At 64.0% G+C, this 15739-nt stretch carries 10 protein-coding genes; 6 read left to right on the forward strand and 4 right to left on the reverse strand.

The annotated features are described in order from the left end of the window. Positions 1 to 45 precede the first annotated feature (45 nt). On the forward strand, positions 46 to 2004 hold the full coding sequence (locus GE027_RS13730) for a DUF4139 domain-containing protein (RefSeq protein ID WP_153557777.1): 1959 nt from the start codon (positions 46 to 48) through the stop codon (positions 2002 to 2004). Between the two features lie 9 nt (positions 2005 to 2013). Here the strand turns inward: GE027_RS13730 and GE027_RS13735 are convergent, their stop codons facing one another. Beyond that, positions 2014 to 3261, reverse strand: a complete 1248-nt coding sequence (locus GE027_RS13735) for an AI-2E family transporter (RefSeq protein WP_162006726.1) — start codon at positions 3259 to 3261, stop codon at positions 2014 to 2016. Positions 3262 to 3594: 333 nt separating this feature from the next. Between GE027_RS13735 and GE027_RS13740 the strand changes: the two genes are divergently transcribed. Both GE027_RS13740 and GE027_RS13745 read left to right on the forward strand, forming a co-directional pair. Further along, positions 3595 to 7773 (forward strand): PAS domain S-box protein, encoded by a 4179-nt coding sequence (locus GE027_RS13740; RefSeq protein WP_162006727.1) that lies wholly within the window; start codon positions 3595 to 3597, stop codon positions 7771 to 7773. A 71-nt stretch (positions 7774 to 7844) separates the two neighbouring features. Beyond that, a complete protein-coding gene (locus GE027_RS13745) occupies positions 7845 to 9488 on the forward strand; it encodes an arylsulfatase (protein WP_153557780.1) in 1644 nt (547 codons plus the stop codon). A 111-nt stretch (positions 9489 to 9599) separates the two neighbouring features. Here GE027_RS13745 and lpxB read toward each other — a convergent pair whose 3' ends face one another. Beyond that, on the reverse strand, positions 9600 to 10790 hold the full coding sequence (gene lpxB, locus GE027_RS13750) for a lipid-A-disaccharide synthase (protein WP_153557781.1): 1191 nt from the start codon (positions 10788 to 10790) through the stop codon (positions 9600 to 9602). A 136-nt stretch (positions 10791 to 10926) separates the two neighbouring features. Here lpxB and GE027_RS13755 point away from each other — a divergent pair, with 136 nt between their 5' ends. Further along, entirely contained in the window at positions 10927 to 11409 is a 483-nt protein-coding gene (locus GE027_RS13755; protein ID WP_153557782.1) for a hypothetical protein, read from the forward strand. Between the two features lie 95 nt (positions 11410 to 11504). Here the strand turns inward: GE027_RS13755 and GE027_RS13760 are convergent, their stop codons facing one another. Continuing rightward, positions 11505 to 12668, reverse strand: a complete 1164-nt coding sequence (locus GE027_RS13760; protein WP_153557783.1) for a hypothetical protein — start codon at positions 12666 to 12668, stop codon at positions 11505 to 11507. A 387-nt stretch (positions 12669 to 13055) separates the two neighbouring features. Here GE027_RS13760 and GE027_RS13765 point away from each other — a divergent pair, with 387 nt between their 5' ends. Further along, the gene (locus GE027_RS13765; protein ID WP_153557784.1) at positions 13056 to 13934 is read left to right on the forward strand and encodes a hypothetical protein; all 879 of its coding nucleotides are present in this window, start codon (positions 13056 to 13058) and stop codon (positions 13932 to 13934) included. Positions 13935 to 13944: 10 nt separating this feature from the next. Here the strand turns inward: GE027_RS13765 and GE027_RS13770 are convergent, their stop codons facing one another. Next, positions 13945 to 14784, reverse strand: coding sequence for a leucine-rich repeat domain-containing protein (locus GE027_RS13770; protein WP_162006728.1), 840 nt, complete (start codon positions 14782 to 14784; stop codon positions 13945 to 13947). A gap of 299 nt (positions 14785 to 15083) precedes the next feature. Here GE027_RS13770 and GE027_RS13775 point away from each other — a divergent pair, with 299 nt between their 5' ends. Continuing rightward, on the forward strand, positions 15084 to 15719 hold the full coding sequence (locus GE027_RS13775; protein WP_153557786.1) for an RNA polymerase sigma factor: 636 nt from the start codon (positions 15084 to 15086) through the stop codon (positions 15717 to 15719). The last annotated feature ends 20 nt before the right edge of the window (positions 15720 to 15739 follow it).

The following is a 15739-nucleotide window of genomic DNA, read 5'->3' on the forward strand; positions in this document are numbered from 1 at the left end:
GTTGCAGCCTGCAACACATTTTGGGAACGCCCCAGGAGCCACCTCATGAACCAACCAGCCGGACGTCTTCCTTGTCTGCCCTGCCATCGCCGGCTCACCCTGATCACCTTGCTCGCCGTTGGTTGCGTCGCAGTCCAGCCGGTTCTGGCTCAGCAAGCCGACTCGGCGGCGCAACGGCCTGCTGCACCCAAGGACGCCGCTTCCGAGCAAGCGGATGCACTGGAGATGGGGGGCGAGTCGATTGCGCGGGTTTCCATCTATCGTGATCAGGCCCGGGTGGTCCGAACCGTAGCCGTGCCCGCCGGCGGCGAGACCCAGCGGATCGAGGTGCCGGATCTGCCGCCCTCGTTGGTCGAAGGCAGCGTCTATACCGAGAGCGCTCCCGGGGTGACGGTACGCTCGTTGGTCGTGCGGCGTGCGCCGCCCACCACGGCCGTCCAGCAGCAACAATTGCAACAGTTGCAGACGGCGGCGAACCAGACCAGCGATCAACTGCAAGCGGCCGAGCAACAGCAGGCGGTGGTCGAGCAGGATCTGTTGACGATCGAACGACTGGTCGATTTTTCCTCGGCGAAAGTCCAGCAGAATCTCAGCCGAGCCACTTTGGATGCGGCGACCGTAACGCAGTTGGCGGATTTCACCATGCAGCGACGCAGGACGTTGGCCGACGAGCTGCGGGCGGTTCGAGAAACGATCGAGCAGCTGCAGGAGACGCTTGCGGAGAATCAACGCCAGCAGGAGCGGCTGCGGCAATCATCCCAGACGCCCGGATACGAGGCCGAACTGGAAGTCGACGCGGCGGACGGCGGAGAATTGCAACTGGTTTACCGCGTCCGCGACGTTTCCTGGCAACCGCAGTACACGATCCGAGCCCAGCGTCAGGAGACCGGGGGTTATGCCTTTGCCTTACAGCTGGACGCCCGCGTCACGCAGCACAGCGGCGAGAACTGGCAGGGCGTCCGGCTGACGCTCTCGACCGCTCGGCCCGATCTGCAAGCGGCCGGCCCGGTGCTGACGCCCCTGCGCGTCGACACGGTTACGACAGACCTATCAGAGATGCGCGAAACGCAGGATCGCAGCGCCACCGAGGAAGCCGGCGATTTTACGGATGCGATATCGGATGGGCCGCCGGCCTGGAGCGATCCAGGGGTGTGGCAGCGAGACATCACACGCAACGCTCGAGCCGGGCTTCGCCAAGTGGAGCAGCTGCGTCCCGGCGCCCGGATCCGCGAACGATCTCTGGCCGGGGACGCAGCCTCGGACATCGCCGATGCACGCTACGATCTTGACGCCCGAATCGATCTTGCCAGCCGGCCGGCGAGCCAAACGATTGGCGTCAATCAGCAGAGGCTCGAAGGGGAATTGGTGTACGTCGTCACGCCGCTGCTGAGCAGCTTTGCGCACCGCCGGGCGGAACTGCGTAACCCGCTCGATGGCAACCTGATGGCCGGCTCGGCCGACGTTTATCTGGACGACCAATTCGTCGGCACAACCCAGTTGTCGCCCACCGCCGCCGGCCAACGCCTGGTCGTCGGCTTTGGGACCGACCGCCAACTGCGAACGCGCCGCGAGATCTTGGCACGCGAGAGCAGCGTGCAGGGCGGCAACCAGCGACGGCAGTTGACCGTGCGGTTGGTCGTTTCCAACTACCACGACCGTCCCATGGCGATTCGCTTGCAGGACCGATTGCCGATCCCGCGGCAAGACGACGCGCTCCGCGTCGCGCTGTCGGCAGAGGCTGAAGACCGATTGTCCAAGGATCCACTGTACCGCCGTATGCGGCATCCCCAGGGTATCCTGCGCTGGGATTTGGAGGTGCCCGCACAGCGGTTCGGCAGCGAGGCCTTCGATTTTGATTATGCGTTCAGCGTCGAATACGACCGCCAGCACCGGATCGTGGGCGACCAGATGATCGAAAGCATCCGCAACGACTATCAATTCGAAAACGCCAGCGGCATGGGCGGCATGGGCGGCGGTGAGATGGGAGGCGGCGGTGCGTTTTGAGTCCCGCGGCTAATGCGTATCGCTCTGGTAGTCCTGGTCGCCCAGGTAGTCTTTGATGTACAGCATCTCGCCCAGGGTTTTGGCGACCGCCAGGATGGGCGAAGCGACGATCGCCCCGATGATGCCGAACAGCACGCCCATGATCGCCTGAAAGCCGATCAGCAAGGCCGGCGGAAGGGACACCGCACGCCGCTGGATCAAGGGCGTGACGATGTAGCTTTCGATCAACTGCAACAGGATGTAGCCCACCGTCACACTGATCACGGCCGTAGTGCCTTCGGGCAGTGCGAACAGCATCGCCAGCACCAGGGCTACGGCCGCCCCGATGTTGGGGATGAACGTCAGCAGGCCCGTCAGGATTCCCAGCGTCCCCGCCATGGGCACGCCCAGAGCCAGCAGCAACAAGAAGGCGCCCAGTCCGGTCACCAGCATGGAGGCAAAACGCCCGATCAACCAGTGCCACAGGGTCTCGCCCAGCGTGTCCAGCACCTCACGCGTGCGCGGCCGTTTGGGCAGCGGGGCAAGCCGAACGATGCCGTCGCGGTAATTCGTCGGTGCCACGGCGAGGAACAAGCCGACGAAGAAGATCAACACGCTGTTGATCACCAAACCAAACGTGGTGCGAAACAGCTGGCCGATTTTGGAAGCCGCCTGCTGTACCGGTTCCGGGATCCGGCTCAGCTGCGTCGCCAAACCCTCCCGATCTCCAGCCCGGGAATCCCCGGCGGCGGAAGCGTCCGAGTCGACACCGGCGGCGGACGGCGGATCACCCGGCTCGCTTTGCTCGTCTTCGCTTTGTTCGGCTTCGCTTTGTTCGTCTTCGCTTTGTTCGGCTTCGCTTCGTTCGTCTTCGCTTTGTTCGTCTTCGGCCTGCCGGCTCTGCAGTTCCAACGCCTCGGACAGCATCGGCGTGGAAGCGGCCGCGGAGCGAATCGCCGGGTACTTGCTGACCAGTTCTCCCAGTTCCGCCATGCCCTCGTCGATCTTGGTACGGGCTTGCTCGATCTGTTGGTTGATCTGGACGAAGAAAAACGTGACCGTGCCGGCCGACACGAGCAGCAACAGCACGACGACCACCGTCAGCGCGGAGTGATAATTGCCCGGCAGTTTGGTGTCGACCCAGGAGGCGACCTTGGTCAGAAAGACGCCGAACAGGAGGCCGAGAAACAAGATCAGGAAGATCTCCGACGCCAGCACGAACACGGCGGCGACCGTTACGATCGCGGTCGCCACGACCAGCGGACGCAGCAGATCCACCGGCAAACGGGGCCGATCAGAACGGGGCCGATCAGAAGCGGGCCGATCAGAAGCAGGGGTGGAATTCATGGGACTCTCGCAAGGTGTCGGATCGGGCTGTTTGGGAAGTCGGGCTGTTTGGGAAGGTCGTCGCACGGGGGTGTCACCGCATCGCCCAGGTGGCTCAGTGCAAAACCGGTGCCACTGTAAAGCCGGTATCCCCGATCCAAACGTGCTACGATGGGTTCGAACGATGATGCGAGGGCCGTTTCCGGACTTCGCTCGGACAGACGCCAACGGACAAAGATTTGCGCTGCTCCGCGCGGTGCAACCCTTGATGAGAAACGGATGTTTATGGGCGAGCACTCCACCTCTCCGGCACCGGTGACTCGGATGGTCTTGCCGACCGCTGGCGACGGCGAAATGGCTTGTCGGACGCGAGCTTTCGATTGGTCGCAAACGCCGCTGGGTCCGATCGAACAGTGGCCCCTGGGACTGAACCACGCGGTTCAGATCCTCCTGGGATCCCGCCAGCCGATGTGGCTGGGCTGGGGGCCTGAATCCCTGTTCTTCTGCAACGACGCTTTCCGGCTCGCGGCCCTTGGTGCCTCACATCTCGAGGCCCTCGGTCGGCCGGCCAGGGAAGTCTGGAAGGAGAGCTGGGAGGAGACGCGGCCGTTGGTCGAAGAGGTGCTGCAGACCGGACGGGCCACCGACCAACACAGCATGCGGCGGGTTCTGGGACGCTCCGACGCTCGCGAAGAGACGTTACTGGTCTGCTCCTACAGTCCGCTGCCGGATGATGATGGCAGCGTCGGTGGCGTGCTGTGCGTGGTGACCGAGGACCATGGTTTCCAAGCATCCGAACCCTTCTTCCCTGCCCGCTCGAATGAATCGGCCGCACGCGTCCCCGAGGCCGATGCGTTGGAGGCGCATGTGTTGGTGGTCGATGACGATCCGGACGTGCGGCAACACATCGCCGGGTTATTGGGCCAGCGTTATCTGGTCGCGACCGTCGAGGACGGCAGGGCGGCCCTGGAACAGATGGCCGAGCAACGTTTTGACCTGGTGCTGGCCGGCGTTGCGATGCCCGAAATGGATGGCGCGGAACTATTGTCGCGACTGCGAGCCGATCAGCAAACCGCTCACCTGCCGGTCATTCTGTTGGCCGCCCAAGAGGACGAACAGCGCCGGATCGCGGACATGGAAGCGGCGGCAGACGACTATCTGGTCCAGCCCTTCGGTGCCCACGAGTTGTTGGTGCGGGTGCAGACGCACCTGGAGATGGCGCGCGTTCGCAAAGAAACGGCCGATGTGATTCGCAGCAGCGAGACCCGCTTGCGGATCGCCCTGGCCGCGGCGCGGATGGCGGTTTGGGAATGGACCCCGGTGGGTGATGAGGTGGTGTTTTCGGACAACGTCCGAGACATCCTGGGACTGCGCGGTTCGCCCATCCCCGAGCAACGCGAAGGCGTCTTCGACCTGGTGCATCCGGTGGATCGACCGCGTGTGGAGCGAAGCTTCCAGCGGGCCCTGGTCGAGGGCGGCGAGTTCCAGCTGCAATTTCGCGCCTTTGGTGTCGATGACGGACGCTTGATCTGGCTGGAACTGCGCGGCCAAGCGCTGACCGATGACGCCGGCGCCACGGCCCGTTTGATCGGCGTGCTGGTGGACGTGACCGCCCGCCGCCGGGTCGAGGAGGCGCTGCGAAACGAACGCGACCTGTTGAGCGTCACGCTGGGCAGCATCGCCGATGCGGTGATCACCACCGACACCGCGGGACGGGTCACCAACATGAATGGCGTGGCCGTCAAATTGACCGGATGGTCCATCCGGCAAGCGCTCGGCCAGCCGCTGGAGAAAGTGTTTCATGTCGTCCACGAACAGACCCGGCGACCGCTGGACAATCCGGCCATTCAAGCCCTCCAGCAGCGGCGGGTGATCGCGCTGGAGCATCCGTCCATTCTGATTCGCAAGGACGGTGGCGAGGTGCCAATCGACGACAGCGCCGCACCGATTCACAGCAGCCCCAGTAAATTGGCCGGCGCGATCCTGGTCTTTCGCGATATCAGCGAACGCAAGCGAGCCGAGGCGGCGCTGCGGGAAAGCGAAGCGCATTTTCGGCGGATGGCCGATAACGCGCCGACCATGTTGTGGGTCACCGACGCCGACGGCCAGTACACGTTCCTGTCCCGCGGTTGGTACGAGTACACCGGCCAGAGTCAGCACGAGGGGTTGAGTCATGGTTGGTTGGCCGCGGTGCATCCCGAAGATCGCCAGCGGTTTGCCAACGTGTTTGCCGAGGCCGTCTCCAGAAAGCAAGCTTTCTCGCTGGACTACCGCCTCCGTCGTGGCGACGGACAGTATCGCTGGGTGATCGATGCGGCTCGTCCGCTGCAGAGCGACCAGGGTGACCTGGAAGGGTATGTCGGCGCGGTGATCGACGTGCACCAGCGTCAACAAGTCGAACACTTCCGGGTCGGTCAGGTTCGGATCCTGGAAATGATCACCAGCGAACAACCGCTGGATCAAATCCTGGCCGAACTGGCCCGTTCGGTCGAGCGACAGATTCCCGGCGCGATCGGCTCGGTCCTGTTGCTCGATGCGTCGGGCAAGACCTTGCGACACGGCGCCGCCCCGGGTTTGCCCCCGGCTTATCACCAAGCGGTCGATGGGATTCCGGTCGCCCCGGACACCGGGTCCTGTGGCTCGGCAGCCTTTCATCGCCGGCGGTTCATCGCCGAGGATCTGCTGGACAGCCCCGCTTGGAAAGCCTATCGAGGGCTGGCGCTGGAGCATGGTTTGCGAGCCTGTTGGTCCCAGCCGGTGCTGTCGGCCGACCAGACCCTGCTGGGAACCTTCGCGATCTATTTCAAGGAACCTCGCACCCCGACGCCGAACGAGCTGGAGTTGCTGGAGGCCAATTCACGCTTTGCCAGTATCGCCATCGATCGGCCGCGAGCCCAAGCCGAACTGCGAGCGAGCGAGGAACAACTGCGCAAGGCCCTGGCGGCAGCCAATATGGGCCGCTGGCGGGCGGACCTCAGTCGCGACGAGGCCACCTACGATGCCAACCTCAACCGCATCCTGGCCTTGCCCGCCATCGCCAGCCGGTCCACGATCGCGCAGCGCTTTCGCTTTGTCCATCCCGAAGACAAAGCGGCCGTGTGCGCGGCTTGGCAGCGAGCAATCGATTCAGAGGGTGGTTACGAGGCCGAGTTTCGGGTGATTCGCGAAGACGGCAGCATGCGGTGGCTCCGCGAACAAGGTCGCTTTCACAAACCCGATAAGGAACATGCCGGGATCGTCACCGGCCTGACCCAGGACGTTACCCAGCGACGCATCTTCGAACAGTCCCTCGAACAGGCCCGCCAAGCGGCTCAGGCGGCCAGCGCATCGAAGAGCGAGTTCATCGCCAATATGAGCCACGAAATTCGCACGCCCATGACCGCGATCCTGGGCTACACCGATTTGCTGAGCCAGGAATTTACCAGCGAACAGGCGAGATCGTATCTGGAGACGATTCGACGCAATGGCGATTTCCTGCTGGAAATCATCAACGACATCCTGGATCTGTCGAAGATCGAAGCCGGCAAGTTGGAGGTGATGCCCGAGCGGTTCGAACCGGTGAAACTGGTCGAGGATGTGCGATCGATCATGGAAGTGCGGGCCCGCGAAAGCGACCTGCAGTTCAACGTCGAATACCGCGGTCGCCTGCCCATAGAGATTCGCAGCGATCCCAAACGCTTGAAGCAAATCCTGATCAATCTGGTCGGCAACGCGGTCAAATTCACCGAGCAGGGATCCGTGGATCTGATCGTCGAATTCCTGGCCGGGCCTCCGCCAGCCATGCAGTTCACCGTTCGCGATACCGGCATTGGGATCTCCGCCGAGCAGCAACGCATTCTGTTCCAGCCGTTCACGCAGGTCCATGCGCACGTCTCGCGCGAGTTCGGTGGCACGGGGCTGGGACTGGCGATCAGCCGCCGCCTGGCTCGGATGTTGGGCGGAGAGATTTTTCTGGAAAGCGAACTTGGCCAGGGCAGTACGTTCAACCTGCGCATCGAAGCGGGCGATCTGAGCGGGGTGGCGTTTGAGGAGGCCGTCGGTCCACGGGCGGAACCCCATGTGCCACGCGAGCCCGATGTTTTGCGACAACTGGATTGCCACATCCTGCTGGTGGACGATCGGCGAGACGTACGCTACCTGAGCAGGCATATCCTGGAACGGGCCGGAGCGACCATCACCGAGGCCACCGATGGAGTCCAAGCGATCGAAGCGGTACGCAAGGCAAACGTCGATGGTCGCGGGTTCGGATTAATTCTGCTGGACATGCAGATGCCCGTGATGGATGGCTATCAGGCGGCGGGAGAACTGCGGCGTCAGGGGTTTCAAGGTCCCATCATCGCCCTGACCGCCGACGCGATGCAGGGCGATATGAAACGCTGTCTGGAATCCGGCTGTGACGCCTACCTCAGCAAACCCATCGATACCGGTCGGCTGCTGCAGATGGTGCATCACTTCACCGGTTGACCGACCCCGCGGTCGGAGCTCCGCCGATTAGGATAGAAACGCCTCTCGATACTCCCGCGCTGGTTCAGGCTATGAAACGTTTGCTTTTCACAATCCGGTTGGCGGTCGCGTCGGCTGTCACGGTTGCGGCCGCGTCGCTTGTCGCCGCCGCCCCACCGCCTCCGGCCGACACCGCCCCGCCGGCCGACACCGCCCCGCCGGACATCCTGCTGATCATGGCCGACGATCTGGGCTTTTCGGATCTGGGGTGCTATGGCGGCGAGATCCGCACGCCGAACCTGGACCGTCTGGCTGCGGGCGGTTTACGCTTCACCCAGTTCTATAACACGGCGCGTTGTTGGCCGACGCGAGCCGCCTTGTTGACCGGCCACTACGCTCAAGCGGTGCACCGCGATGAGATCCGTCCGGGCGTGGGCGGCGGTCGCGGCACGCGACCGGACTGGGCGCCCTTGCTGCCGGCGTTTCTGCGGCCGCTGGGATACCGCTCGTACCACAGCGGCAAATGGCACCTCGATGGGATGCCCATCGCCACGGGCTTTGATCGGTCTTACCTGCTGAAGGATCAGGGACGCTTCTTTCATCCTCAAAAACACTGGCAAGACGACCGGCTTCTCGACGCGGTTCCTCCCGGCACTTCGTTCTATGCTACCGACGCGATTGCCGAGCATGCCGTGCGCTGTTTGAAGGAACACGAGCGCGAGCACGCCGACCGGCCCTTCTTTCACTACCTGGCCTTCACCGCCCCGCATTTTCCCCTGCACGCACCGGCCGAGGATATTCGCCGCTATCGAGGCGTGTACGACGTCGGCTGGGAGGAGATCCGTCGCCGCCGCTGGCAACGAATGCAGCAGAGCGGGTTGCTGGAAGGAACGCTATCGGAAGTGGAGTACGATCTGGGGCCGCCCTACGATTTTCCGGAGCACCTTGCACAGCTCGGCCCTGGAGAGGTCAATCGGCCGTTGCCCTGGGACCGTTTGAACCAGGTCCAGCGGCGGTTTCAAGCCGACAAGATGGCGATCCACGCCGCGATGGTCGATTCGATGGATCAAGCCATCGGCAAGGTGCTCGAGCAGATCGCAGCGATGGGCCGCAGCGAGAACACGCTGGTCCTGTTTCTGTCGGACAACGGCGCCAGCGCCGAGATCATGGTGCGTTCGGACGGTCACGATCCGGATGCCGCGCCGGGGTCCGCCGCTTCCTATCTGTGCTTGGGGCCGGGCTGGTCGACCGCTTGCAATACGCCCTTTCGGCGGCACAAGACCTGGACCCACGAAGGCGGCATCTGCACCCCGTTAATCGTGCACTGGCCCCGGCGGATCTCGCCTCAGCAGATTCGGGACGGTGGCGCGATTCGGCGGCAAGTGGGCCACGTGATCGATATCGTGCCGACCCTGGTCCAAGCGGCCGGTGGTGATTGGCCGCCGCCGCGGGACCTTGCCGATCCGCCGTCGGGGTTTCCTGGCCGCAGCCTGCTGGAAGTGTGGTTCGAGGACGCGCCATTGGACCGCGAGCTGCTGTGGTGGTATCACGACGGCCATCGCGCGATCCGGATGGGGCCCTGGAAAGCGGTGGCCAGCAAGGACGATCCGTGGGCGCTGTACGACATGCGCGCGGGCCGCGCCGAAGCAGATAATTTGGCCGCCGACAATCCCGAGAAACTACAGCAGATGATCGCCCGCTGGCAGCAACAGCTCGACGCCTTCGCCACAGAGTAGCTCGGTTGGCAAAATCATAGTAGCTCGGCTGTCCCAGCCGAGGATGTGTCGGCTCACGGCTGAGACAGCCGTGCTAGTATCGGCGGCCGAAAGTCATTGCCACAGGGCGGCTCAGGCGGCTACGCCGGCCGGTTTGCTGGGGCCGTGCTTGGCCAGCTCCTCGAGCAGCACTGCGGCGGCTTGCGCCGACGCTCCGGGCCGCGCGATCTCGCTGCGCAGGCGATCGAGTTGGCGGTCGATCCGGGCCCGGTACAGGGGATCGCTCAACATCGAATCGATGTGCTCGCACAGGAACTGGACCGCTGGTTCGGGCGAGCCGCAGGAGCTGTGTTCGGGAAAGACCGTCTCGCCGGCGATCAGGTTCGGAAGGGTCATGCTGGAGACGCGGATCAAGCTGCGTCCGGCCATGTAGAACACGCGGCCCACGCGGTAGATCACCGCGGCCGGAGTGCCTCGAGCCATCATTTCCAGACTGACCGAACCCGACACCATCATCGCGCACTCGGCCATCTCGATGATCTCGCTGGTCTTGCCCACGAAGAAATCGATTGGCAGGTCGCGGTCCCGAGCGGTTAATTGGTCGCGGCACCAGAGCGCCTGTTTGTCGCGGAAAGCGGCGACTTGGAAGCGTACTTCCGGGAACCGTTTGGCCAAGCGGCGGATCGATTCCAGCATGACCGGCCAGTTCCGCAGCACCTCGTGTTGGCGCGAACCCGGCAGGACGGCCACCAAACGCTTGCCCGCTTGCTGTTGTTCGGTCAGATCCGCCAGGACGGCCGGGTCCAGCGACTGCTCGGCCACGTGGTCGAAGAACGGATGGCCCACGCACTGGGCGTCCACGCCGCGCTGCTGATACCACTGGCACTCGAAGGGCAGGACCGACAAGACCTTGTCGACGGTGCGGCGGACCTTGCGGATTCGCCACGGGGCCCAAGCCCACAGCTGGGGCGGCAGGTAGTAGTACACCGGCAGACCGTACTTCTTGGCTCGTTTGGCCATGTGCCAGTTAAAGCCGGGGAAATCGGCCAACAGAACGGCCGAGATGCTGCCCGAGGCGAATACGGCTTCGGCTTGATCGGCCAAACGCATAAAATGGCCCAGTTTCGGCAGCACTTCCACCACGCCCATCACGGCCAACTGCGTCAGATCGTGATCCAGCTCGCAGCCGGCTCGACGCATCTCCGGACCGCCGAACCCTCGCAGTTGGATCTGAGGGTTGCCCTGACGCAGGGCCTGGATCAGGCGAGCGCAGTGTTGGTCACCGCTGGGTTCGCCCACCGAGAAGAACAATTGTTGGGTCATTGCAGGTACGGTTACAATTGGTCGAGGAGCGAATGGTGGCACCGACATGCGGCTATAACAATTGCCGCCGGTCGCCGTCAAGCGAGACTCGGCGTCTTGTCTTCCGCCTGCGGCCTTCGACACACAAGGATCCCCCATGCTGTTGCCCACATCCAGCGAATTCCACGGTCAGATGCAAGGCAGTTGGGAGGCGTTGGGCGAAGGTGCCCCGACCCTGTCCGCGCTGGCCGCCGTGTGTGCTCGAGTCGTCATCGACCCACCGACGCAGAGCGAGACGCTGTCGCCCGAGGCCGAAGCGATCCTGTACGCCGCCAAGGACCGGGGCGTGATCGAGGTGCGCGGCGTGCGAACCGCCTTCGAAGCTCCGGCTCGCCTCTTGGCGGTGTATGTGGAGCTGGACGAACACCGTACGATCGCCTTTCGCAACCGCGAGGACCCGCGCGTCACCGTCCGCTTCTTCGAAGCCTTCTGTCAGCTGTGCCGCAGCGGTTTGATCCTGCACCACCTGCACCGCGATTTTTCGCTGTCCCAAGCCGGTTTCGAAGCGGCCAGCGGAGTCGACCACGAGGCCGTCAAACCGCTGCTGGGCGAAGCCACCGAGTTCGGGTTACACGACTAGCGCGAATAATAGTAGCACGGCTGTCCCAGCCGTGAACCTGGCTGCTCTCGGCTGGGACAGCCTCGGCTGAGGACAGCCGAGCTACTATGGCCGCTCTAACGGGGATGATAGATGCGGTTGAACGCCGCCGGATCGAAGGGGTCGCTGACCGGCGGCAAGCGCGTGGGCCGGTTCGAGCCGGCGGACGGCGAGGCGGCGGAGGCGGAGGAGGCCTCGGCGGCGGCGGTGTCGGCCGCCGGAGCGGTGGCCACCATCGCGGGCGTTGCCGCAGCGGCCGCCCACTGGGATTGCCGTTGGCTCATCGCCACGATCCACGCCTCGAGGGTTTCCCGCAGCGACTCGTCGCCGAGCGTCAGGGGAGCCGCGGACGCATCGCCGTGCGCCTCGCCAGCACGCACCAACAACGGGCTCGCCTCGGGATGTTCGTCGTTGATCCACCGCAGCAGTCTGGTCAGGTTTTGCCGCGTGTGGTTGGCGGGCAGCCGTTGCCCCGAACCGAAATGTTCCAGCTGCCAGATCGCCGAAGACGCGCCGCCATGACAGCCCGCCTGACCACAGCGGTTGATCAACAGGGGCTGGATCTTTCGCGTATAGCTCAACAGCAGATCGCGTCGCAGCGTGGCGATCGGTTCGTGCGCGTCGTCGCCAGGGGAGGGCGACATGTCCCCGGCAAAACGCGGGGAAGGCAGCATGTCGTTGCCGGGGGGCGTGGCCTTCTCGAAGAAACGCTCTGGCCTCGCAACGCCCTCCTGCTGGTCGATTTCCGACGCTCCGGCGGGCTCTGAGGACGCTTGTCGCCGGCGAGCACTCTTCAGCAGAGCCGCCATGGCCATGCCGCGGCGGTCGCTGGGAGCCAGCCGCTGGAGCGTCCTGAGTTCCGCTTCGGCGATGTCCAGCAGGCCCTGCTGGATCGCCCAGCGAAGGTCCGCAAAGCGAGCCGAGAGGCTGTGCTGGGGGCGATGCTGCACCCGGTAGGCGTACAGCTGTTCGAGCGTTTCCGCCCAGTGCAGCACCTGGGCTTCGGGCAAACGAATGGAAGCCTGATCGGATTGTTCGATTCTGACGAACGCCCCGTCGATCACGGCTCGGCCCGGCAGCACGTTGCCGTTGTCCAAGAGGACGTAGCCGGCGGGCGACGACGGGGACGGGGACGGGCCTTGCGCGCACGCCGGAATCGCCCCGCCAGGCCAACCCCAGGGGCCGCCGGCGAGCGTGGCCAGAAGCAATACGCGGCAGATCGTTCGACGAAGCAAGCTCATAACGGCCGGACACTAGCAATTGCTCGGCGGCCGGGTCAAGCCAGCCCCCTGCCGCTGACGCCCCTGCCGCTGACACCCCCGCCGGTGGCGCCCGTTCGCTGGCACCCGTGCCGGTTCGGCCAGCGACGCCGCGATGCGGTGGTCCGACCGCGGCTGTTGTTCAAACGCAACATCGATGTGGCTCGGCGGCGACAGGGCCGGCCGCCGAGGGGATCTGCGCCGCGACGAGTAAGTCCTTTCTCTCGTTGGGTTTAAGGGGGTGCGCGGAGCCCGGATTAAGATTCCTGGCACGGCGCCTGCAAAGCTTGCTGCCAACGACTGTCTTGATCCGTCCGAAAACCGTTTCCTCTGAAAAACTGCACGGCTCTCGCGAGCCACGTTACTGCGATGCATTGTGTTCATTCCGCCGACCTCGCCGCCATGTTGGCCCATTACGGACCCGGCTTGCTGTACGACCGAAACCTGCTGCCCGCCGAGGCGATGACCGGGTACTGGACGGCGAGCCGGCATCGCTTCGACCTCTGGCATCACGCCATCGGCCGTTACCGGCGCATCGAAAAAACCGCCCCGGCCGCCCTGCTGCGGCAGTGGTGGCAGGAGCACGTGCCGATGCTCGAAGAGGTGCTGGTCAGCGAGACGTTGACGCGTGTGTACGCCGCCCTGGGGGCGGGCCTGGACCGGCAGTGCGAGCAGAGCGAGCTGAAGCCCGTGCTGCATTCGGTCCATGTTACCCACATCGAAGTCCGGAACCGCGTGTTGCAGCTGATGGTCTACGGACGGGGCAGCAGCATCGACCAGGCGGTGCGTCTGAACCGGTTGCGTACCGAAGTCGAACGCTGGACCGATGTGCTGCTCGGAGCGATGGCGGCCGTATTTCCCGAACCGCTCGAGTACGCGTTCAACCAGCGCCGCGCAGCGGCCCATGGCAAGGACGTCCGCAGTTTACCGATCGGCGCGGCGCGGGATACCGCCAACTGGCTGGCCGCCGCGACCCTGCGCAGCGTTCTGGAACGTCGCACGTCGCCACACCCCGCCCTCCCGGATGCGAATCGACAGGTCGCACGGGCTGTGATGCTGTGCCTGCGGCCGGACCTGTTCGATTCGGTGGGACTGATGAAATCGCTGTGGCTCAAACGCATGCAAGCCGGCGTCGAGCAAGCCGATCGCGTGCTCGAGGAGATGACGGCACCGGAGCTGAATTCGGGCAGCATCCTGGGCGGTTACGAGGCGGTACGCAGTTCGGATACCCTGCGCCGCCTGTTGTAACCCGGCCGGCCTACTCGTCGAACACGTCGACGCCCACGGCTTTGAGGGCTTCGATCTGCTCGCCCTTGGCCTGTTCACTCAGTGGGTTCTCGCCCAGGTACAGGCGGAGGTAGGGTGCGAAGCGTTTGGCGTCCGCCGCGTCGGCCTGGCACATTTTGACCAGCGGCTGGAGATCCTTGATCTTGTTGTTGCTGATCAGCAGCAGGTTCAATTCCTTCAGGCCGACCAGGGGCTGGAGGTCTTCGATGGCGTTGGAACGGACGTTCAGAGTGGAAAGCCACTGAAGTTTGGCGACCGGTCCCAGATCGCTCAGTTGATTGTTCTCGGCGTCGAGCGACCAGATTTTCGTCAGCTGGGCGATGGGTTCGAGCGTTTTCAGTTGGTTGCTGGCCACGTACAGCGTCCGCAGGTTGGCCATTTTCTGCAGCGGTTTCAGGTCGCTGATCTGGTTCCGCGAGACGTCCAACAGCTGCATGCCGGTCAAGTCTTTCAGCGGTTCGAGGGTTTTGATTTTGTTGCCGGCCAACGTCACGCTCTGCAAGCGTTTCAGTTCCGCAATCGGCTTCAGGTCCGTGATCTCGTTGTCCTCCAGGTCCAACAGCATCACGGCCGGGCAGTGCTGCAGCCCTTCCAGGTTCTTGATGCCTTTGCCGCGGCCGACGACGCGGGAAATATTCTGGACGTCCTCTTTGGTAATCGGCTCGTCGTTGTAGCGTTTTTCGAAGACTTCGGCCCGCACGGCGGCCTCGAGGGCGGGGTCGGGGAACAGTCGCGGGGGATCATCATCGGCGAAGCAGGTTGCGGAGAAGGCGGCAGCGGTCGTCAGGCACAAAAATACGCAGCAACGCATCATCGATCTCGAACAGAAAGGAAGGAATGGGAAAGGTGGGAGACCCTTCAGCCTAATTCCTCGCCACCGCGGCGACTACTAGCGTTTGCCCCGGTTCAAGAGAGCAAGCCCGGCCAACACCGAAACGGCCGATCGGACCAGCGGCTCCGGACGGCCTGCGGAGCGTGGGGTATTCGCCGCGCACTGGCCCGGTTTTGATGGGACGGAAAGTCCCCTTGCGCGGTCTGGAGGGGGCTGGAAGAGCGGTTTTTTTCGCGAACTGGACTCGACCAGCTGTTAATGTTTGATGGGCTGGTAATATGAGACCCTGCTGGCGTTGTTTTTGTCATCCGGACGTGGTCGCAGAAAGTGGGGAGCGTGTGAGCGAAGAGGCGGAATTGATCGATGCCGCCCTTGAGGGGGACGCCGAGGCATTCGGCACGCTGGTGCAGAACCACCAGGACCGCCTGTTCGGAGCCATGCTGCAAGTGACGCGTTCGGCCGAAGAAGCCGAGGACGTCGTGCAGGAGGCCTTCGTACGCGCATACGTCAAACTGCACACCTTCCAGCGGAATAGCCGCTTTTTTACTTGGCTGTATCGGATCGCGTTCAACAGCGCCCTGTCGCGGCGGCGGCGAAAGCGAGCCAGTATCTCCCTGGATCAGACCCGCGAAGTCACCGGATTGGAACCGGTCGATCAAGTCGCAGCGCCCGACGATCGGCTGCTCCGCGGCGAACGCATCGACATGGTCCGCGTGGCCCTCGATCGATTGACCGACGAGCACCGGGCGATCATGGTCTTGCGAGAAATGGAGAATCATGCGTATGAGGAGATCGCCGAAATCCTCGAGATCTCGATCGGGACCGTCCGCAGCCGCTTGAATCGGGCTAGGACCCAGCTGCGACAGACGCTCGAAGCGATGCAGCAGGCCGATGAGTATCCCGAGGATGCCTGATGCCGCGGTGGGCAGCGGGC

This window comes from Roseimaritima sediminicola (genome assembly GCF_009618275.1).
GTDB lineage: Bacteria > Planctomycetota > Planctomycetia > Pirellulales > Pirellulaceae > Roseimaritima > Roseimaritima sediminicola.